18 protein-coding genes and 1 tRNA gene are annotated in these 19,358 nt (G+C 62.6%); 9 read left to right on the top strand and 10 right to left on the bottom strand.

Annotation, left to right across the window (positions count from 1 at the left end):
• Window positions 1–25: 25 nt before the first annotated feature.
• Window positions 26–1,237, bottom strand: coding sequence for a restriction endonuclease (locus tag HZF03_RS13130; protein ID WP_165858162.1), 1,212 nt, complete (start codon window positions 1,235–1,237; stop codon window positions 26–28).
• Window positions 1,238–1,877: 640 nt separating this feature from the next.
• Here HZF03_RS13130 and HZF03_RS13135 point away from each other — a divergent pair.
• The 3 genes from HZF03_RS13135 (at window position 1,878) to HZF03_RS13145 (ending at window position 4,407) form a co-directional block, all read left to right on the top strand.
• The gene (locus HZF03_RS13135; RefSeq protein WP_119019607.1) at window positions 1,878–2,225 is read left to right on the top strand and encodes a helix-turn-helix transcriptional regulator; all 348 of its coding nucleotides are present in this window, start codon (window positions 1,878–1,880) and stop codon (window positions 2,223–2,225) included.
• Window positions 2,215–3,498 carry a type II toxin-antitoxin system HipA family toxin gene (locus tag HZF03_RS13140; protein WP_119019606.1) on the top strand — a complete coding sequence of 428 codons (1,284 nt, stop codon included), beginning with the start codon at window positions 2,215–2,217 and terminating at the stop codon, window positions 3,496–3,498. The genes HZF03_RS13135 and HZF03_RS13140 overlap by 11 nt, the downstream gene beginning before the upstream one ends.
• Window positions 3,499–4,014: 516 nt before the next feature.
• Window positions 4,015–4,407 carry a hypothetical protein gene (locus tag HZF03_RS13145; protein WP_119019605.1) on the top strand — a complete coding sequence of 131 codons (393 nt, stop codon included), beginning with the start codon at window positions 4,015–4,017 and terminating at the stop codon, window positions 4,405–4,407.
• 271 nt (window positions 4,408–4,678) lie between these two features.
• On the opposite strand, the gene HZF03_RS13150 is transcribed toward HZF03_RS13145, so the two are convergent.
• Window positions 4,679–4,894: a hypothetical protein gene (locus HZF03_RS13150; RefSeq protein WP_012496086.1), complete on the bottom strand. Its 216-nt coding sequence runs from the start codon at window positions 4,892–4,894 to the stop codon at window positions 4,679–4,681.
• 426 nt (window positions 4,895–5,320) lie between these two features.
• Between HZF03_RS13150 and HZF03_RS13155 the strand changes: the two genes are divergently transcribed.
• A complete protein-coding gene (locus HZF03_RS13155) occupies window positions 5,321–5,566 on the top strand; it encodes a BrnA antitoxin family protein (protein ID WP_012496087.1) in 246 nt (81 codons plus the stop codon).
• Here HZF03_RS13155 and HZF03_RS13160 read toward each other — a convergent pair.
• On the bottom strand, window positions 5,563–6,453 hold the full coding sequence (locus tag HZF03_RS13160; RefSeq protein ID WP_012496088.1) for a DMT family transporter: 891 nt from the start codon (window positions 6,451–6,453) through the stop codon (window positions 5,563–5,565). The two genes, HZF03_RS13155 and HZF03_RS13160, sit on opposite strands and share 4 nt — an antisense overlap.
• A gap of 188 nt (window positions 6,454–6,641) precedes the next feature.
• Between HZF03_RS13160 and HZF03_RS13165 the strand changes: the two genes are divergently transcribed.
• Together HZF03_RS13165 and HZF03_RS13170 are read left to right on the top strand one after the other, a co-directional pair.
• A complete protein-coding gene (locus HZF03_RS13165) occupies window positions 6,642–7,043 on the top strand; it encodes a RidA family protein (protein WP_011158201.1) in 402 nt (133 codons plus the stop codon).
• Window positions 7,044–7,132: 89 nt separating this feature from the next.
• Window positions 7,133–7,336: a hypothetical protein gene (locus tag HZF03_RS13170; protein ID WP_011158202.1), complete on the top strand. Its 204-nt coding sequence runs from the start codon at window positions 7,133–7,135 to the stop codon at window positions 7,334–7,336.
• Between the two features lie 113 nt (window positions 7,337–7,449).
• Here the strand turns inward: HZF03_RS13170 and HZF03_RS13175 are convergent, their stop codons facing one another.
• The 5 genes from HZF03_RS13175 to HZF03_RS13195 all read right to left on the bottom strand — a co-directional run bounded on the left by HZF03_RS13175 (window position 7,450) and on the right by HZF03_RS13195 (window position 11,989).
• Window positions 7,450–7,629 (bottom strand): light-harvesting protein, encoded by a 180-nt coding sequence (locus tag HZF03_RS13175; protein WP_011158203.1) that lies wholly within the window; start codon window positions 7,627–7,629, stop codon window positions 7,450–7,452.
• A gap of 25 nt (window positions 7,630–7,654) precedes the next feature.
• A complete protein-coding gene (gene pufB, locus HZF03_RS13180; RefSeq protein WP_011158204.1) occupies window positions 7,655–7,798 on the bottom strand; it encodes a light-harvesting antenna LH1, beta subunit in 144 nt (47 codons plus the stop codon).
• A gap of 359 nt (window positions 7,799–8,157) precedes the next feature.
• A tRNA-Lys gene (locus tag HZF03_RS13185) sits at window positions 8,158–8,233 on the bottom strand.
• 155 nt (window positions 8,234–8,388) lie between these two features.
• A complete protein-coding gene (locus HZF03_RS13190; protein WP_119019604.1) occupies window positions 8,389–11,223 on the bottom strand; it encodes a glycosyltransferase in 2,835 nt (944 codons plus the stop codon).
• Between the two features lie 187 nt (window positions 11,224–11,410).
• Complete coding sequence (locus HZF03_RS13195) at window positions 11,411–11,989, bottom strand: beta-1-3, beta-1-6-glucan biosynthesis protein (RefSeq protein WP_119019620.1); 579 nt, start codon at window positions 11,987–11,989, stop codon at window positions 11,411–11,413.
• Between the two features lie 286 nt (window positions 11,990–12,275).
• Here HZF03_RS13195 and HZF03_RS13200 point away from each other — a divergent pair, with 286 nt between their 5' ends.
• Window positions 12,276–13,886, top strand: coding sequence for a glycoside hydrolase family 17 protein (locus HZF03_RS13200; protein WP_104511771.1), 1,611 nt, complete (start codon window positions 12,276–12,278; stop codon window positions 13,884–13,886).
• Here HZF03_RS13200 and HZF03_RS13205 read toward each other — a convergent pair.
• Both HZF03_RS13205 and HZF03_RS13210 read right to left on the bottom strand, forming a co-directional pair.
• On the bottom strand, window positions 13,846–14,226 hold the full coding sequence (locus tag HZF03_RS13205) for a hypothetical protein (RefSeq protein ID WP_012496092.1): 381 nt from the start codon (window positions 14,224–14,226) through the stop codon (window positions 13,846–13,848). The two genes, HZF03_RS13200 and HZF03_RS13205, sit on opposite strands and share 41 nt — an antisense overlap.
• 73 nt (window positions 14,227–14,299) lie before the next feature.
• On the bottom strand, window positions 14,300–15,691 hold the full coding sequence (locus HZF03_RS13210; RefSeq protein ID WP_119019950.1) for an SPOR domain-containing protein: 1,392 nt from the start codon (window positions 15,689–15,691) through the stop codon (window positions 14,300–14,302).
• A gap of 167 nt (window positions 15,692–15,858) precedes the next feature.
• Between HZF03_RS13210 and glmU the strand changes: the two genes are divergently transcribed.
• Window positions 15,859–17,217 carry a bifunctional UDP-N-acetylglucosamine diphosphorylase/glucosamine-1-phosphate N-acetyltransferase GlmU gene (gene glmU, locus HZF03_RS13215; RefSeq protein ID WP_119019951.1) on the top strand — a complete coding sequence of 453 codons (1,359 nt, stop codon included), beginning with the start codon at window positions 15,859–15,861 and terminating at the stop codon, window positions 17,215–17,217.
• 126 nt (window positions 17,218–17,343) lie between these two features.
• On the top strand, window positions 17,344–19,170 hold the full coding sequence (gene glmS / locus HZF03_RS13220) for a glutamine--fructose-6-phosphate transaminase (isomerizing) (RefSeq protein WP_119019952.1): 1,827 nt from the start codon (window positions 17,344–17,346) through the stop codon (window positions 19,168–19,170).
• Window positions 19,171–19,358 lie beyond the last annotated feature (188 nt).

A 19,358-nucleotide genomic window follows, 5' to 3' on the forward strand; every position in this document is an offset into this window, starting at 1 on the left:
TAATGTTCGCAAGAAACGATCGCAATTATCGTCTAAACGCGATGTCGGTTACTACGATGCTCTGGAGAGACTCAAGATGGCCAGTCACACGATAGGCGAACGTTTCGTTCCCGGAGTAGCCATTGTCGCCGTCATCCGTTGAGCCGTATACGTCAAAGTGGACCATGGCCGTGAATAGTACGCCATCGTCTGTGGCAAATTCGACCTCGTCAGCTTCGATGTTCTTGATTTCGGTGAATTCATGAAACCGCTCTATTTCCCACAGCGTATGCTGATCCCAGAATGTCTCGTCAGTCAGGTTTAGGAGAACTAGATCATCGTATAGCTCCCAAAGTGTTTCTTGGTCGCACCTCGCCGCTACCGATAATTCTACCTCGTCGGTGAATTGTTCGAATTCGCGAAGTATTTTGATCACGTTGTAGATGCGACTGCTGTCGTCATCTTTCTGCGCGAGATGGAGGAGGTGTCTATAGGCGTCGTTTGGAAAGGACCTAATTAGGTGGTCCGTAAACGCGAGGAAGGCGTCGAAGTGAAGCTGCTGGATCTGCCTTATTGCCAAATCATTCGGATTTTGTGCGATAACCTTTGGGACAATCTGATCAATAAGAGTTTGTTGATCGAAGTCGTGTGGCCAAACGTTGATACCGCGCACCAATTGTAGCCGTTCCTGGTGCGGCATGAGGTGTAGTCGTAGGGCACCCACGACTACTCGTGGCACGGACTTCTCGATTCGCTTGCGAGCGGCTTCAATTTCAATTGCTGCGTTCTTCGCCATTTCTCTTGGAAAGAATTGACGCAGCAAATCCGCAAACTGTTCCGAGAGCAGCATTGATGTTATCGCGAAGCGATCCCATACCCTCGTTTGAACGGGATCTTGAGGGTTGCTCTGCAAGGCGTCCAGCTTTGCCTTTAATGCCGTGCCCACCGTGGTTGTTGTTGCCAACAGGAAGCCGTCGCAATTGTGTTGGCGCACTTTGTCTAAGACGCTGCCAACATCTTGTTCGCTGACCGATTGGTTGGTCTTGGAATTGTCTTTGCAGCTGACGAGCCAGCGCACTGGTGTTGACCCGATCTGTCCCGTCTGCGTCTCGGTAAAGATGAGATCTCGTCCCTGGTCCGCGCCGCGCCCAGTCCAGGAGACAGCGAGACCTAATCGCTCTCCGATCAGGCGCACCAGGCCTTCAAGGTTCTCGCCGGTTGGCTTGCTGCTAAGTTCGCTAAAATCGAGTGTTGCCATCCACGTCTCGCGTGAACCCCTGGAAGGGTCTAGACAATGTTGCATTCGATAGGTTTGGGAGAGCCTTCAGGCGAGCGCAAAAAAAGACTCAATCAGGGCTTGCTTTCGGAAGGCATTGCACGATTGGGGCGGCGTTGGGAAGGGATGTGCCTTTAACCGCCTGTTTACCGAAGTATTTGCTCCTATGTGCAAAACCCGCCGTTTCCGGCGGGTTTTATTTTACCGCTTAGGCATACGGTCTAACTTTGGGATGATTTGCGGCGCACTTTGGCTGAAGCCGGCCATCCTATGCCAGCATCTACACTTCTGTTGAGGTAGCCAAAGGATATCGCAGCGCACTCCGTAAGTCGTTGCAAATGTTCAGCGGGAATCTCGAAAGTGCCGCAGTGCCGCGCTCGGAGGATTGGCCGAACTGCTCGCGCTGGGCTTTCGGCAACAGCGACTTAAGGCCGACCAGCAGCTTGGCGCTAGCAGAATGGTCGGGTTTCGCTGCTAGCCTGACCACTCTAAATGACCGCCACAACAGGCATATTGCCTCTTATGACTGTTATAGCGGTCAATGCTTGCAAGAAGGTCAAATGTTTGCTATGTGACTGATGTGGCGGTCATTTAGGTCCTCACGCCTTCTATATCGGTCAAAATGGAAATCTCATCTCGCAAACGCCCGCGCACCTACTCGCGCCTCACGAAAGAAGCTCTGGAGCTGCTGGGCAAGCAAGTGCGCCTCGCGCGCAAGCAGCGTCGCATGTCCGAGGCCGATCTGGCGGCTCGCGTGGGTATCGCGCGCAGCACGCTTCAACTGATCGAAAAGGGCGATCCGAAGGTCGAGATGGGCCTCGCATTCGAAGCCGCGACATTGGCCGGCGTGAGCCTGTTCGTGCCCGAGGCCTCGACACTTGCATCTCAATCGGAACGGCTCAACGACAAGCTCGCGCTTCTCCCGAAGTCGATCCGTCGTCCGCGCAAAGAGGTCGACGATGATTTCTAAGAACGAAAAGCGCGAGGCCCCACAGACTGCGTTTGTGTGGATCTGGCTGCCAAATGCCGATGAACCGATCGTGGCTGGCCGTATCGATCGCGATGGCGATCTTTACGCTTTCACCTACGGCCGAAACTATCTCGCGCACAAGCAGGCGATCCCGATCTATTTGCCGGAGCTGCCGTTGCAGCGCGGCGCAATGCTGCCGAACGCTCCTCTGTTGATGGCGAGCTGTCTGCGCGACGGCGCGCCCGATGCCTGGGGGCGGCGCGTCGTCATCAATCGCCTGACAGGTCTTAAAGGCGACGCGGCCAAAGATGTCGAATTCGACGAGCTGACATTCATGCTGAATTCGGGTTCGGATCGCGCCGGCGCTCTCGATTTTCAAACCTCTGCCGATGTTTACAAGCCGCGTGATCAAGCCAGCGCGACGCTGGAACAATTGATGACCGCGGCCGAGTTCGTCGAGCGCGGCGAGCCGATTCCGCAGGCGCTCGACAACGCGCTCTTTCATGGCAGCTCGATCGGTGGCGCGAGACCCAAGGCGTTGATTGAAGATGGTGCTAAGAAGTATATCGCGAAATTCTCCGCGACGAACGACACCTATGCTGTCGTTAAAGCCGAATTCATCGCGATGCGGCTTGCTGCGCGGGCCGGTCTCGTTGTCGCTCCCGTTTCCCTGTGCGCGGTCGCTGGCAAGGATGTGCTGCTGGTCGAAAGGTTTGATCGCACGCGTGCGGGCAAAGCGTGGCGTCGCCGCGCTATGGTCTCCGCTCTTACGCTGTTCGGACTCGATGAGCTGTCGGCACGCCACGCGAGTTACACCGAACTCGCCGACATCGTTCGAGCGCGCTTCACCGCGCCGCAGGAAACGTTGCGTGAGCTGTATGCGCGGATGGTGTTCAATGTGCTGGTCGGCAACACCGACGATCATGCGCGCAATCATGCCGCGTTCTGGGACGGATCCACTCTGACACTGACGCCAGCCTACGACATCTGCCCGCAAGCTCGCAACGCGCGGGAGGCGAACCAGGCGATTGGCATCGACGGCAACGAACGCAGAAGTTTGCTCAAAGCCTGCCGCGCGGCCGCGCCCAAGTTCCTACTGAACGATAACGACGCGCGCGCCGTCATCGACGGTCAGGTTGTAACGATTCGGCAGAGTTGGGCCGACGTTTGTGACGAAGCCGGCTTGAGCGAGATCGATCGGACGTTCCTATGGCAGCGCCAATTTCTGAATGACTACGCATTCGACGGCTACTCAACATTTGCGACCGAATAAACTTCGTGAGCTGCCTTAATTGAAAAGCCTCGCCTGTCGATAAGCAAGGTCTTGCTCAACGCCTATCGACTGACCGCTCGACAGCATTTTCACCGAAGAAAAACCCGCCGTTTCCGGCGGGTTTTTCGTTACGAAGCGAGTGCGGCATAATATGCACTGCATTGGGACAGACTTTGGGTGAATCTGGCCATCCTATGCGAACATTTACAACAACATTTAAACGAGCGCTTCCAGAGCGCCCGGTTGTACTTCCGCAGGTAGAACATTTTCGACAGATCCCAAGTCGATTTTGCCTCTTCACCGACTAGCTGCCAATTCCACTCTATCGATGGTCGCTGCGGCTTTCGTCGTGATGTTCATCGCGCCGCTTAAAATCATCAATTTAACTAAACTGTTTCGCAGGCTCATTCTGTTCTTCGCAGATCGTGGCTCTCATGCCGTGGGGTGCAGGTTGCCAAAACGCATCGTAACTTGCTGCAATCAACCGTATGCTGGCCTCGGAGGTGGGAGGTTAACATGAGCTATGAAGACATAATGATCGCCGGAGATGTCACTGAAGCATTGGAAGCGTGGCTCGCACGACGGTACGAAAACGTGGTCGATATTGAGGTGCGAGGCGTCCTCGAGGGCGAGTACGCCGCGGTCGCCTACGCCGCCGTGCAATCCCCCCAGTCCTATGGATCGGTGGGAGCCGTCGTTCTCATGCTTAAGCATGATCTAGAAGGTGGCGCTGACGGATATCGGATCAAGGAAATGACAGAGGACGAGGGCCCAGTTGTCGATTTCTGTCCCCTCCGTATCCTCGACCAACTGTCGCCGACCGAGAATCACTTCGCCGAGCACTGGAGAGATAGGTGTCGCCAGCGGATAACCGAAAGCGATGTCACGCCGCAGTTTTCGAAGAGCTAGGCGCCGCTAGATCACAGGATCGCTAGCGTCGGCGGGTTGAGGTTAGAACAGCCTTGCAGAATGGGGCGCCACCAATGGACATTTATGGCGCTAGAAAGTACGCAAAGGCGTGCTGGATGAAGGCAGTAGTCAATGCTCGGCAAACGATCGGAACGGGCGCCGGGGGAGTTGCCTCTCCAGATCAATCAGGCGTCAAATCCAATGGTCATCGGAGAAGTGCCAAAGTGGTCAAAATGACCGTGAAAATGGACAACCTTTCCGATCTCCACACTCAGTTGCAGGAAAAGCGTTTCACCAAGTGCTTGGTGACGAAACCATAGCCGCAGGTGTCGCAGGTCCATAGATAGCTCACCACGCTTTCGGTGAGATACGCCGATGCTTCGGCTGCGACCATCGAGTCGGCGCAGACCGGGCAGGTGGGAAGATCGCTGCCGCGCGGTGCGGGACGAGGAACGTTGGTCGACAGAACTTCAGCAATCGCCGGCATCGTGACCTCCTCATCTTCCAAAAGCGTTGGACCTGATTGGTTGAATGGGCCTGAGAGTTCGAATGAACTGAAGCGTCAGGCATGTGTTCGACTGAAGTGATCACCACCTCAGTTGCACGAACTATACACTAGGAACTCTGACGATGTCGCAACACAAATGCGTTCGTTTTGCGAAATTCGATTCTGCACTGCACGCCTCGCGCGAGCTTTGCCGCCGACATCTCGATTGCGAACGTGTTCGTTAGCGATTCAATTACTATTGCGGCTGGCAAGGCGGCGTGATCAACCGGTGATGAAGCCTGTCACAGCTGAGTCTTGTGCGCCGCGATGTGCGGCGTTCGTTCAACTGTCGTGGAGCTAGCTCGCCGGTCATTCGACGAGTCACGTCAACGCCTTAAGTCTGCTCAACTTGCCGAGAAAACCGCCATGTCGCAGCCGCCCCGCCGACCCCGCACGCTGAACGATGCCCGCACCGAGGCGGAGGCCGCCTTCAAGAAAGTCACCGCCAAGCCGGTGGAAGCGCCGCCGAAGCGCCAAGCGCTGCCGGGCGTGAAGGAGATGGTGTCGCTGCGGATCGATCAGGCTGTGCTGGAACACTTCCAGGAGGGCGGCCCGGGCTGGCAGGACCGTATCAATGCGGCGCTGCGCAAGGCCGCAGGCCTCGACGGCTAGGACGAATTCCGGATCGAGGCTGCGGCGGGCGGTCGCGGAGCGCCGCGCAGATTGAGCAGGTTGCCGGTCAGGATCAGCGCGGCGCCGATCACCGTGTAGGCGTCGAGCCGTTCGCCATAGATCAGCCAGCCGGCAGTCGCCGACAGCGGCACCCGCAGGAAGTCCATCGGCACCACGATGGTGGCATCCGCGTAAGTCAGCGCCCGCGCCATGCAGTAGTGCGAGAACGTGCCGCAAAACGCGATGATGACGATCCAGACCCAGACATAGGCCGACGGCCATTGCCATAGCCACAGCGCTGGCACGAGGCCGGCGGCGCTCTGGATGAGCAGCATCCAGAAGATGATTGCGAGTGTGCTCTCGGTGCGGGTCAGCGACTTCATCAGCGTGACAGAGATGCCGAAGCCGACGGCGGCGCCGAGTGCGATCAGCTGTCCCGGCTCGATCGACGAGGTAGCGGGACGGACGATCACCACGACGCCGATCAGCCCGAGCACCACCGCGGTGATCTTCCAGACGTTCATGTGTTCGCCGAGGAAGGTCGCGGCCAGTATCGCGATCCAGATCGGCATGGTGAACTCGATCGACACCACTTGGCCGATCGAGATCAGCGTCAGCGCGTAGAACCAGCCGAGCTGCGCGGCGTAATGCACCAGGTTGCGGCTCAGATGCGCCAGCGGCCGCGCCGTTGCCATCGCGGTCAGCCCGCCGGCTTTGTGGATCAGCGGATACAGCATCGCGAAGCCGATCAGCGAGCGCAGTTCCATCACCTGAAACACGCTCAATTCGCGCAGCGTTTCGCGGCCGGCGACGGCGACGATCACCATCAGCGCCAGCCAGCCGGCCATCCACAGTGCGGCCTTCAACATCGAGGGAGAGCGGGTCATCGCGGCGGTTTGGCTCGTTGATGGCGTCGGCGTTTCCTGACGTCGCTCTATCTTCGACAACAGCAGGCTTGGCAACCGCCGCGCCGCAGAGGCCCGCCTGCGGCCGCTGCGGTTGATTTCCACCGCCGCTTGTGCGCGCAATTGCGGTCAAAGCGGCGAACAAGCCGGTGACCAAGGGAGGATCGACGATGCGGGTGCTGCAACCGGATGGATGGGCCAAGCCGCGGGGCTTTTCGCACGGCGTCGCCTTCAACGGTCCCGGCCAGTGGCTGGTGCTGGCGGGACAGACCGGCACCAACGATCAGGGCGAATACGAATCGGACGATCTCGCAGCGCAGGTCGGCGCGGCGCTGCGGCGTGTGACGCGGCTGCTGGCGGAGGCTGGAGCAGGCCCCGAGCACATCGTGCGGCTGACCTGGTATCTCACCAGCCGCGCCGAATACGAGGCTGCTGGTGCCGGAATCGGTGCGGCCTGGAAGGAGACGCTCGGCCGGCACTTTCCGCCGTCGACGCTTCTCTATATCGGCGGGCTGGTCGATCCCCGGGCTAAGGTCGAGCTGGAGGTGACGGCGTTCGTGCCGGCGCGGTAACGCAGCCTGGCGACTTAGCCTTGCGGATGCTTGCCAGCGCGGCCGGTTTCGGCCAATGAGCCGCGAGCTTTTCCAAGGAGTTTCGTTCGATGACCCAGCGCTCGACCTCAGCCGATTTCGTCACCGCCTTCGCCACCGGCTGGCCGGAGGCTCAGCCGGAGGTGATGATCCTGTCGCTGACCACCCAGAAGGGCGTGCAGGACTTCGCCCTGACCAAGGAGCAGGCGCTTTTGGTGGCCAAGACCATCAAGCGCACCGCGACCGCGCTGGCCGCGCCCAAGGCGAGGGCCTGACCGCGCGCCGCGGAAGGGCATTCAAGGCTTGCCGCGGCAAGCGTGCCCCCAAACGAAAACCGGGCCCCTTTCGGAGCCCGGTTCGGCAATACAGCTCAGAAGAGCAGTATTGATTAGCCGACGTTGACCGACGACTCGATCGCCGCGGCCTTGCCGTTCCAGTACTTCGAGAACCAGGTGGTGTGCGACAGCACAGCAAAGTGCACCAGGATCGCGATCACGGTGACGCTGCCGAGCAGGAGCGGGAGACCGACGGTCGGCTTCACCACAGTCCAGATACGAGCTTGATTCATATTCTATACTCCTTTGGGCAGCTAATTAGTGCAGCCAGGGCGAGTAAACGTAGGCGAGGAAGTGCGCGACGATCGCGATCGCACCGAAAATGCGGGTGCCATCGATCACGTGCTTGTGGAGCTCTTCGGACTCCTCGACCGTCAGGCCGGTCAGCGTCTTGTCAGCCATTTTGAGACCTCATAATGGGGTTTCTGCGCATCGCCGAGCCGCGTTGCGGCCCTCGATGGCGCGCATATTGACTCGCTCCCCCCGACCGAACATTGAGCCGGCTCAAATTTTCGTGAGTGCCGCGTGATCCGTTGGTCGTAAGGCGGTAGCGAGATGCCGGGTTAGGCCGCTTTATTGTGGACCAGCGGATTGCCAAAAGTCCCTTGGTGCGCCCATTCCCGGTCGAATCGAGCTCACGGAGCGGACGGGTGAACGGCGATCGATTTGGGAGCTGCTGGGCCAAGTGGACCGTCGACGAAGAGAATAAAGAGCCAGCTCTGGACGAGCCGATCAGTCTTCGATCTGACGAGTAAGGCGCATGGTGAGCGCGGAGGGACTCGAACCCTCGACCCCATGATTAAAAGTCACGTGCTCTACCGGCTGAGCTACGCGCTCACGTGAGGCGCTGTGTAGGGGGCGGGGCCGGCGGGGTCAATACCCGCGGTGACCGCGCCAGCCACAGCGAAAGCCGAATTGGCTCAAGCCCACAGATATTTATCCAATCTTCCTCGTGCAACCAATCAGCTGGCGCGCGCGGCCGCGACGCGCGGTTATGCGTCGCGGTGAAGCTCCGAGGCGACCTTCTGCGGCGCCGGGATCGGTGTCGGCAGTGCCACCGGGCGCAGGCCGATCAATTCGGCGGTCCGCACCGCAGTCGCGGTCCACCAGCCGAACTGGTTGATTCGGGAGTTCTCCAGAATCGCGATCGCTACCGCCGCGAGGAACGGCAGGCTCTGCAGCACCAAGACGCCGGCGAAGATGTAGATCTCGGTGATCTGAATGTTGCTGTTGGAGACCACCAGGATCGCGGCGCCGATCAGCAGCAGCACGCCGATCACCGCTTCCCAGAACGCCTGGAATTCGACCGACATCATCGTCAGGCCGCCCTTGGAGGTGCGGGCGAAGGCGAGGTGCTCGGTGATCAGGCCCTGGGCGACGGCGCGCGACACCGTCCATTGCACCGACATCGCCGCGATCATCGCGCCGAGCATCTGCGGCACGCCGATCTTCACCCGCAGCCGGTACAGCACCAGGAAGTGCGCCAGCGTGACGATGAAGGAGGCGATGATCGGCAAGGTCAGGATCTTGTCGGGAATCGCGATGTCGGCGAACGCGACGATCGGGACCCAGATCAGGTTGAGGATCGCCACCACCACGCCGAGGCTTTCGGCGCCGAGCCAGTTCAGCCAGCCGAGGCCAAATTCGCGGCGCTGGTCGCGGCTGAGGCGGCTGTTGCCGGGCAGGAATCGGCGCCAGTGCTTCTTGATGATCTGGAAGCCGCCATAGGCCCAGCGATGCCGCTGCTTCTTGAACGCCTCGTAGGTGTCCGGCAGCAGGCCGTAGCCGTAGCGGGTGTTGGTGTAGTGGGTGAGCCAGCCGTGCTCCATAATCTCGAGGCCGAGATCGGAGTCTTCGCAGATGGTGTCGCTCGACCAGCCGCCGGCCATGTCCATCGCGGCGCGGCGGATCAGGCACATCGTGCCGTGCACGATAATGCCGTTGTACTCGTTGCGCTGGACCATGCCGATGTCGAAGAACCCGGCATATTCGCCGTTCATGATGTAGTGCATCAGCGAACGGTCGCCGTCGCGATGCTCCTGCGGCGCCTGCACCAGGCCGACTCGCGGATCGTCGAACGCGGGGACGAGGTCCTTCAGCCAGTCCGGCGTCACCACATAGTCGGCGTCGATGATACCGATGATCTCGGCATCGACCGCGGTGCGCTCCATCGCGATCCGCAGCGCGCCGGCCTTGAAGCCTTTGACGTTCTCGGCGTTGATGAACTTGAAGCGCTCGCCGAGCTCGCGGCAGTGATCCTGGATCGGCTGGGTAAAGGCCGGATCGGGCGTGTTGTTGATGATCACCACGACTTCGAAGTTCGGGTAATCGAGCCGCGCCAGCGCATCCAGCGTCTGCTTCAGCATCTCCGGCGGTTCGAAATACGCCGGGACGTGGATCGAGACCTTGGGGAAGGTCACCGGTTCGCCCTTGGCAATCGCTGCGGCGCGCTTGGCTTCCTGGGCATCGGTGAGGGCGCGGGTGATCAGCCGTCGCGGTTTGCGGCCGAAGGCCACGGCCGAGATTTCCTCGATCCGCGCCAAGGCGATTGCAACCAGCGGGATCAGCAGGATCATGCCGAGCGTCAGCGCGAAGGCTGAGCCGAACAGGAAGTAGTGCCCGTTCCAATAGGCGAACACCGTCGCCGCCCAGGCGCCGGCGCCGTGCGCCGCGGCCGACAGCAGCAGCGTCTGCATCGCGGTCGGGGCGGCGAGCTGCAGGATCGGCAGCGACAGCAGGATGCCGACCAGAAGCGCGATGCCCGCGAGCTTCCAGTAGTTTGGATCGACCACCGGGCCAGTCCAGGCGAACTTCGGCTGGCGCGAGGCGTCTAGGAAGCCCCAATACGGACCGACGCCGCCTTCGAAGAACTTCCAGGGCTGATCGATCGCTTCAACGATGTTGTACTCCATGCCGATCGAGTCGGCGCGGCTGACGAAGTTGCGCAGCGTCACCGCCTGTTCGAACTGACCGGGCACCGCAGCCTTGCGGTTGTAGCCGGCGCTCGGCCAGCCGAATTCGGCGATCACGATGCGCTTGCCCGGGAAGGCCTCGCGCAGCTTTTGGTAGATGATCATCGCCTGATCGACCGCCTGCTTGGCGGAGAAGCCTTCCCAGTACGGCAGGACGTGCGCGGCGATGAAGTCGACCGATGAGGCGAGCTCGGGATGCTCGAGCCATATGTTCCAGATTTCGCCAGAGGTGACCGGCGCTTTGACCTGAGACTTCACGCGCTGGATTAGCCGGGTCAACCGGCGGACGTTGTTTTCGGCCGTGGCCCAGCGCACCGCTTCGTCGCGCTTGTCGGCCGGCTGGGCTTCGGCGTCGCGAACCCGCTGGTTCTCTTCGGCCACCAGCCGGTAGCGCTCTTCCTCGCTCAGCCCGAGATTTTCCAGCGGGATCTGATCGCCGCGATACACCGTTTCGTTGCCGACCACGATGCCGCTGACATTGGCGTTGTGCTTGGCGAGGTCGATCGCGGCCTGGATCTCGCGCTCGTTGCGGGTGACATCCTTGTCGATCCAGGCGCCGACATTGACCTTCAGGCCGAACTCATTGGCGATCGGCGGCACCATCTCGGGACCGCCGGTCGACGAATACAGACGGATGGCGCGGGTCTGCGCCGACAGCTTTTTCAGGTCGGAGCGGATCCGTTCAGCGGTCGGGAAGTTGTCGACGTCCGGATGGCCGGAGCCATCGAACGGCGCGTAGGACACGCTCGGCAGGATACCGGTGAAGTCGGCGGCTTGTTGTTTCTCCCGAAGGAGACCCCAGAGCCCGGCGTGAGCGGCGGTGACGAAAAGCAGAACGGCGACGACAGCGCGCATCGCGACTAAACCATAAGGGGCCAGTTTGGCAGGTGGACTAACCCGTCCCCGAGGTCCGTCCACATCGTGGGCGCATCACTGTGCGGATGCGCCCCGTGTCCAAGCAACTCGGCCGACCCCGTGGCGAATTGAGGGCGTCCGGCGACCAAACCCGAGAAAATCCCGACCGTTCCAGCGCGCCGCGGAGTTATTTCGCAGGCGCGGGAGCCGCCGGTTGCTGCGGGGCAGGCGCTTGCGCCGGCTTCGCGGCCGGACCGGGAGGCGTTGCGGCCGCTGCGGCGGGCTGCTGCTGGGCGGTCGGATTGATCCAGCATGCGTGCACGCGTCCGCTGAGGCTGTCGGGGGCTTTCGGGTCGATAGGACCAGATCGCACGACACACCTGAATGCCGCCTGAATGTGACCCGTCGGGCAGCCGAAGCGGTCATACATATCGAGGTGGCGGAACGCGGTGTCGAGATCGTCGCGCCACATCAGAACCACGACGCGGCGGCCGAGCCAGACGCATTCCGGGTTGCCGGCGGGGCCGTTGATCGCCTGCGCGGCCTCGGCGAATTCGTCGGTCTTCTTCTGGCTTTCCTTGAGCGCGTCGGCAGTCGACTGAGCCGGCTGATTGTTGGCGACTGCGGGCGGCTTCTGCGTCTGATCCTGAGCGCGCAGATCGCCGCTCTGGGCGATGGCGCCGCCTACGCCGATCGACAGAGCAAGACCGCTCACGGCCAGGCAACGCAGCATCGCGTTCTGGAACTCAAGGAATACTCGTCGCATCGTGTCCCCGATCTCGTTGCCGGGCCATCGCGGCGCCGGTCGATCCACCTGATGCCGCTTGAATTCGTCGCCGATAGGGCGTGGCCCTCGGCAGAATCCCATGACGGACATTTTTGATTTTGTCCAGCAATGGCAGTTCGTCCTTCGGTGCATGGCGACGAATTGATGGCGGAAGAACGTCTGTTGTCGTGGCGGCCGAACGGCGCAGTGCACAAGGCGGCCTTGGCAGATCGGTCGCAAGCGGCTAATCGACGGGACCCTTTTGCAACGGACGGAATCGAAATCCTTGCGCACGCCGCTGCTGTTGATCCCGATCTCGTTGGCCATGATCTTCGGTGTGTGGTGGTGGATCGCCACGCCGATCACGCTTGAACGCGCGCCGATCGAAGCCAACTCCAAACTGGAATGCGTCTCGTACGCGCCGTTCCGCGGCGCGCAGACGCCGCTCGATCCGACGACGCATATCGACGCCGAGCAGATCGCGCAGGACATGGCGCAGCTCGCCAAGATCTCGAAGTGCGTTCGTACCTATTCGATCGATAACGGCCTCGACCAGCTTCCGCCGCTCGCCGCCAAGGTCGGGCTGAAGGTGCTGCAGGGCATCTGGCTGTCGAACGACCGCTCCAAGAACCTCGCGCAGATCGCGACCGCAGTCGGCCTCACCAAAGCCTATCCGGACGTGATCACCGGTTTGGTGGTCGGCAACGAAGTCTTGCTTCGCGGCGAGATGACGACGGCAGACCTGGCTGCAACCATTCGGTTGGTGAAGGCGCAGGCCAAGGTGCCGGTGACTTATGCGGACGTCTGGGAATACTGGCTGCGTAACCGCGAGATCTACGACGCGGTCGATTTCGTCACCATTCATATCCTGCCGTACTGGGAGGACATGCCGGTCCGCGCCCGCTACGCCGCGAACCACGTCGACGCGATCCGCAAGCAGGTCGCGGTGGCGTTCCCGGGCAAGGAAATCCTGATCGGCGAAACCGGATGGCCGAGCGCCGGCCGGATGCGCGAAGGCGCGTTGCCGTCGCGTGCCAACCAGGCGCGGGTGGTGTCGGAAATTCTCGCCCTCGCCAAGGCGGAGAACTTCCGCGTCAATCTGATCGAAGCTTACGACCAGCCTTGGAAACGCGACCTCGAAGGCACCGTCGGCGGTTATTGGGGCCTGATCGACGCCGACAACCGCGCTGAGAAGTATCCGGCGGGCGTGCCGATCAGCAACTTCCCGTATTGGAAGCTCGACGCTGCCGCCGGCATGACGCTGAGCGTTCTGGTATTTCTGACCGCGATCCTGACGCTGCGTCGGCGCCCGTGGGCGCCGCGGCTGATCTCCTGGCTGGCGGTGGGCACGTCGGCGACAATCGCCGGCATTCTGCTCGGCATTGCGGTCGACAAGCTGTTGGTCGAAAGCTACGGCGTCGGGCGTTGGGCGCAGTGGAGCCTGCTGCTCGCCAGCGGCATTTTGACGCCGATCCTCGGTGCGCATGCGTTGATGTCCGGTCGGCCGCTTCCGACCTTCCTGGATCTGTTCGGGCCGCGCGAAGACCGGTCGCATTCGTTTGCGACTTGGGCGCTTGGTCTGGCTGTAGCGGTGACCGTGCTGATCGGCGCCCAGACCGCGCTCGGCTTCACCTTCGATCCGCGCTACCGCGACTTCCCGTTCGCGTCGCTGACGATGGCGGTGGTGCCGCTGTTCCTGCTGATGCTGCTGAACCGGCCGCAGCAGGGGCTCCGGCCGATCGCCGAAGCTTCGTTCGCCGGCCTGTTCGCCCTCTGCGCGCTATACACCGTGTTCAACGAAGGGCCGAAGAACTGGCAGTCGCTGTGGACATGCGCAGTTTACGCGATGCTCGCGCTCACGCTGTGGCGGGCGCGGGTCGCGCAAACCCCAAAATAAGCAGCCCGATCGCGATCCCCGACAGCCCGATATTGTAGAGCACGATGCCGAAGCCGGCGCAGATCAGGCCGCCGGTGAGCAGCACGATCGACGGCCGGATGAAGTGCAGCACCGCGATCACCAGCGCGGCGATGCCGAACACCGAATTCTGAAACAGATACGTCATCAGCAGTCGGGCTTTGCACAGCATCGAGCGCAACCCGGCATCGCAGGCCAGGGCCACGGTCGACAGCTCGATCGCGAGGTAGCGCAGGTACAGCGCGTAGCCGACGGTCAGGAAGCCGACGATCAGCAGGAATTGCACCTGATACGGAGTAAGGCGGAACGGCTTTTTCTTCATAGCGTGATTATGCTGCGCTTCGAGAGGGCGAACAAGCTGACGCGGCGTTCGTGACCGAGGCCGCCCCAGGCTTTTAGCGGATGCCGAGGAACGATGACAGGGTGGCCGGCCTTGGCGGCGGAGGTGCATCCTGCGCTTGTGCCGGCGGAGGCGGCGGCGGTTCAGGCTGCTGCAGGGTCACGCGCTCGCGATGCCGGCGCACCGGGCGCTGCGGTGCCGCTTGGGGCGCGCTCGCCGGCGCCGCCATCGGCAGGCGTTGGCCGTCATAGACCGACGCTTCGCAGGCGCGGTCCGCGCTGCCGAGTGCCGCGCAGACTTTCGCCGCGGCGGCGGCGTCCGCGATCGGACCTGCGACCAGCCGCAGCTGGGTGGCGTTGCCGTTTTCCTTGATCATGATGATCGGCTGCAGGCCCTTGAGCGACTTCTGGGTCTTCGACAGCTTGCGCCACAACCCGCGCAGCCCCTCAACGGTGTTGGCGGCGCCGAGGTCGACGCCGAAGTCGGTGCGCGGCGCCGGCGTTTCCGCGGCAGCCTCCGCGTCTTCGCCGGTCTCTTCGGGCGAGGTTGCGGCCTTCGGCTCAAGCAGCTTGGCCGCTCCTGGATCCGGCGGCGCCAGGATCGACCGCGACGGCATTAACGGCGTCGTCGAGATCATCGCCGCAGCCGTTTGCGCCGCGGGCCGCTCCGGCGGGGCCGGCTCCAGACGCGGCTTGTCGAGTCGAGATCTTTCCTGAGGTTTTTCCGCCATTGCCTTGTCGTCCGAAGGCTTTTTCGCTTCCGCCGCAGCGGGAGCTTGCGCCGAGGCCGGTTCTTCCGGCTTGGTCGGAGCCAGCGTCACTGGAACGGTTGCAGCAACCGCCGGGGATGCTGCCGGAGCGGCCGCGGTTGGGGACGGTTCGATCGCCCCCAGCTTCTTGGTAGGAGCTGCAGGCGTGTTCGGCCTAGTTTCGACCGGAGCCACGGGCGGTGCAGGCGGGGGCGTCTCCTTGGTCGGAATCTCCGGCAACGTCGCGGCCGCTCCCCAACGGTCTATCGGATTGGCAGCCGCCGGTGCATTCGGCTTGCCGCCGCCCGACTGCACCCGTGCGATCGATCCTGTGACTGAATCCAGTCCCTGTTCGAGCGTGCCGACGCGCGCATACAGCCGGTCGCGGTCGGTGTTCAGCGACTCGATCGCCGCGGTCAGCCGGCTGGTCGCCGTCTGGGTGTCCTTGGCCAGGCGCTGGATCATCTGCGACTGCTGGGCGACGTCCGCCGCCGCCGTTTGCTCGCGCCGCCGGTCGGTGACGTTCTGGACCGCCATAATGGCGAGTACGACGGCGCCGAGCGAGGCAATCGCCCACGATCCCAGGCGCCACTTGTCCTGGGTGTTGAGCTCTTCTTCATCTGCCAGCAGCCGGGTCAGCCAGCCGCCCGTTTCCTCGGTCGCGAAGCTGTCTGCCAGATCGTCGGTTTTTCTGGCCATCGGATGGTCTCAAAGCCTTGAAGCGCGCAACGCGAATCAGATGCCCAACAGTATCAGGGAATTGCCGTTTTCAGGTGGGCGCCGGTTGCCGCCGGGGCCGCAAACCCGTTTCCCCTTCGTGGCAAAACCCTTTATGAGGGCCGCATCACCAGACCATGGATGTTGAAATGACTACCAGAAACAGCCTGACGATCGTGCTTGCCGCTGGCGAGGGCACGCGTATGCGATCTTCGCTGCCGAAGGTGCTGAACCCGGTTGCCGGCCGCTCGCTGCTCGCCCACGTGCTGAGCGCGGCGCCGCATGGCGAACGCGACCGGCTCGCGGTGGTGATCGGTCCGGATCATCAGGCGGTCGGCGACGAGGCCAAACGTGTCCGCTCTGACGCGGCCATCCATATCCAGGCGCAGCGGCTCGGGACCGCGCATGCGGTGCTGGCGGCCCGCGAGGCGATCGCCGAAGGCGCCGACGATCTGCTGATCGCGTTCGGCGATACCCCGCTGATCTCGGCCGAGACGTTCGCCCGTCTGCGCGAGCCGCTGCACGACGGCTCGTCTCTGGTGGTGCTCGGTTTCCGCGCGGCCGATCCGACCGGCTACGGCCGGCTGGTGGTCCAGGACGGCAAGCTGACGGCGATCCGTGAGCAGGCCGACGCCAGCGCCGATGAATTGAAGATCACGCTGTGCAACGCCGGCGTGATGGCGATCGATGGCAAGATCGCACTCGACGTGCTCGACAAGATCGGCAACGCCAACGCCAAGGGCGAGTACTACCTGACCGACGCGGTCGGGATCGTTCGCGACCTCGGCCTGATTGCCAGCGTGATCGAAACCAGCGAGGACGAGGTCCGCGGCATCAACACCAAGGCGCAGCTCGCCGAGGCCGAGACCGTGATGCAGACCCGCCTGCGCCTGGCCGCAATGGCGGCGGGTGTGACGCTGATTGCGCCCGAGACGGTGTACCTCGCCGCCGATACGACGTTCGGCAAGGACGTGGTCATCGAGCCGTTCGTGGTGATCGGCCCCGGCGTGTCGATTGCCGACGGCGCAGTGATCCACTCGTTCTCGCACCTTGCCGAAGCAAAGATCGGCAGCAAGGCGCAGGTCGGTCCGTATGCGCGATTGCGACCGGGCACGTCGCTCGGCGACGGCGCTAAGATCGGCAATTTCGTCGAGACCAAAGCCGCGCAGATCGACGCTGGCGCCAAGGTCAATCACCTGACCTATATCGGTGATGCCCACATCGGCGCGTCCGCCAATATCGGCGCCGGCACCATCACCTGCAATTACGACGGCTTCGACAAGCACAAGACCGAGATCGGGGCGGGCGCATTCATCGGCTCGAATTCGTCGCTGGTCGCGCCGGTCAAGATCGGCACCGGCGCCTATGTCGGCTCCGGCTCAGTGATCACCAAGGACGTGCCGGACGACGCGCTGGCGGTCGAGCGCAACGTGCAGACCGCCAAGGACGGCTGGGCCAAGCGCTTCCGGGACGCCAAGTCGCGACATCGCAAGCCGAAGGCGCATTGAAGTTGCTGGTTTGGCTTAACCTTGTGTCAAATCGCAATAATTGTTGACTACCAAGGCTTTCACAGAAGCCGCTAGAAGTCGGGAGCGTCGGCAGGTCGCCCGGCGAATTGGGGATTATTCAACCGCATGTGCGGCATCATCGGAATTCTGGGACGTGGACCGGTTGCTGAGCAGCTGGTCGATTCGCTGAAGCGGCTCGAGTACCGCGGCTATGACTCGGCCGGGGTCGCAACGCTCGAAGACGGCGAGCTCGTGCGCCGCCGGGCCGAAGGCAAGTTGAAGAATCTCGAAGCGGTGTTGAAGCGGCAGCCATTGGCCGGCCATGTCGGGATCGGCCACACCCGGTGGGCGACCCACGGCAAGCCCAATGAGGCCAATGCGCATCCGCATGCGGCGTCGGGCGTTGCGGTCGTGCACAACGGGATCATCGAGAACTTCCGTGAGCTGCGCGATGAGCTCGAGGGCGGCGGTGCGACCTTCGCCAGCGAGACCGACACTGAAGTGGTGGCGCATCTGGTCAATTCGTTTCTGGTCAAGGGGCTGTCGCCACAGGACGCGGTGAAGGCGGCGCTGCCGCGGCTGCGCGGCGCCTTTGCGCTGGCCTTCGTGTTCAAGGGCTACGACGATCTGATGATTGGGGCCCGAAAGGGCTCGCCTCTGGCGATCGGCTATGGCGACGGCGAGATGTATCTCGGCTCGGACGCGATCGCGCTGGCGCCGCTCACCGATGACATCAGTTATCTCGACGACGGCGACTGGGTGGTGCTGACCCACACCACCGCAGAAGTCCGCGATGCCAGGGGCGACGTGGTCAAGCGCGATGTGATGAAGTCGGGTGCGTCGTCCTTCGTGGTCGACAAGGCGAACTATCGCCACTTCATGGCCAAGGAAATCCACGAGCAGCCGGAAGTCGTCGGCCACACTCTGGCGCGCTATCTCGACATGGCGAGCGAGCGGATCGCGCTGCCGATGAAGCTGCCGTTCGACTTCAAGGACGTCCAGCATCTGTCGATCACGGCCTGCGGCACGGCGAATTACGCCGGCTATGTCGCCAAATACTGGTTCGAGCAATTCGCGCGGCTGCCGGTCGAGATCGATATCGCCTCGGAGTTCCGCTACCGCGAGGCGCCGCTGCGCAGCGGCGATCTGGCGATCTTCATCTCGCAGTCGGGCGAAACCGCCGACACGCTGGCGGCGCTGCGCTACGCCAAGGAGCAGGGGCTTCACACGGTGTCGGTGGTCAACGTGCCGACTTCGACGATCGCCCGCGAGAGCGAGGTGGTGATGCCGACCCTGGCGGGCCCCGAGATTGGCGTCGCCTCCACCAAGGCGTTCACCTGTCAGCTCACGGCGCTGGCGGCGCTGGCGATCGCGGCCGGGCGGGCACGCGGCACCCTGACCGACGCCGACGAGGCAAAGCTGGTGCACGGCCTGATCGAGTTGCCTCGGCTGATGGCGGCGGCGCTGACGCATGAGCCGCAGATCGAGCGGCTGGCGCGCGACATCTCCAAAGCCCAGGACGTGCTCTATCTCGGCCGTGGCACCTCCTATCCGCTGGCGCTCGAAGGCGCGCTGAAGCTCAAGGAAATTTCCTACATCCATGCCGAGGGCTACGCCGCCGGCGAGCTCAAGCACGGCCCGATCGCGCTGATCGACGAGAAGATGCCGGTGGTTGTGATCGCGCCTTACGACCGGGTGTTCGAGAAGACCGTCTCCAACATGCAGGAAGTGGCGGCCCGCGGCGGCCGGATCATCCTGATGACCGACGCCAAGGGCGCCGAGGAGGCCACCGTCGATTCGATGGTGACGATCGTGATGCCGGACATGCCGGCCGCCTTCACCCCGATGGTCTATGCCATCCCGGTGCAACTGCTCGCCTATCACACCGCGGTGGTGATGGGCACCGACGTCGACCAGCCGCGCAATCTGGCGAAGTCGGTCACGGTCGAATAGGGCGGCCGTGCGCCGGCCAGCCCGGTGACGCGAAGCGCTCGCAGCATCGGCAAGATGTCGCGGCCGGCCGGCTGTCCACACCGGCAGGTTGTTGATGGCTGACGTTGGCCTTATATCTGCGGCGTTGGCAGAACGCCGAAGTGGCGCGATCGAACCTGGCCGGGTCGGATCGATCGCTTATCCTCAGG

Origin of the sequence: Rhodopseudomonas palustris, from assembly GCF_013415845.1 — a bacterium.
GTDB classification, from domain to species: Bacteria; Pseudomonadota; Alphaproteobacteria; order Rhizobiales; family Xanthobacteraceae; genus Rhodopseudomonas; species Rhodopseudomonas palustris_F.